Annotated in this window: 1 protein-coding gene; it reads right to left on the bottom strand. The window is 63.9% G+C overall.

What is annotated here, in order from left to right; genetic code table 11:
* Positions 1-294: TrbG/VirB9 family P-type conjugative transfer protein (locus tag QJT78_RS52475; protein WP_281460983.1), on the bottom strand; the 294-nt coding region annotated here is incomplete at both ends.

Genomic DNA, 294 nt, shown 5'->3' with positions numbered 1-294 from the left:
GTCGATCTGATAATCGACCACCATCATGTCGCCCTTCAGCCGGTAGTTGACGATGCGGTTCTGGCCGCCCGACACCACGAACAGGACCGGTGCATCCTGTCCGGAGAGCGATGATGGAAACTGGATATAGGTCTTCAAGCCATCGCTGTAGACGCGGGTCGGCCGCCAGGAGGCGCTGCCGCCCACGCTGTAGGCGAAGCTCAACTGCTCGGCGGGCACGCCAGCGCCCGGAATCACCTCAGCGCCAAGACGCGTGTTGACGTCCGCGAGCCGGCTGCCGACAGCCTCCGGATA

The organism is Bradyrhizobium sp. Mp27 (assembly GCF_029953005.1).
Classification (GTDB): domain Bacteria; phylum Pseudomonadota; class Alphaproteobacteria; order Rhizobiales; family Xanthobacteraceae; genus Bradyrhizobium; species Bradyrhizobium barranii.
This window is presented reverse-complemented; position numbering and strand designations above follow the sequence as displayed.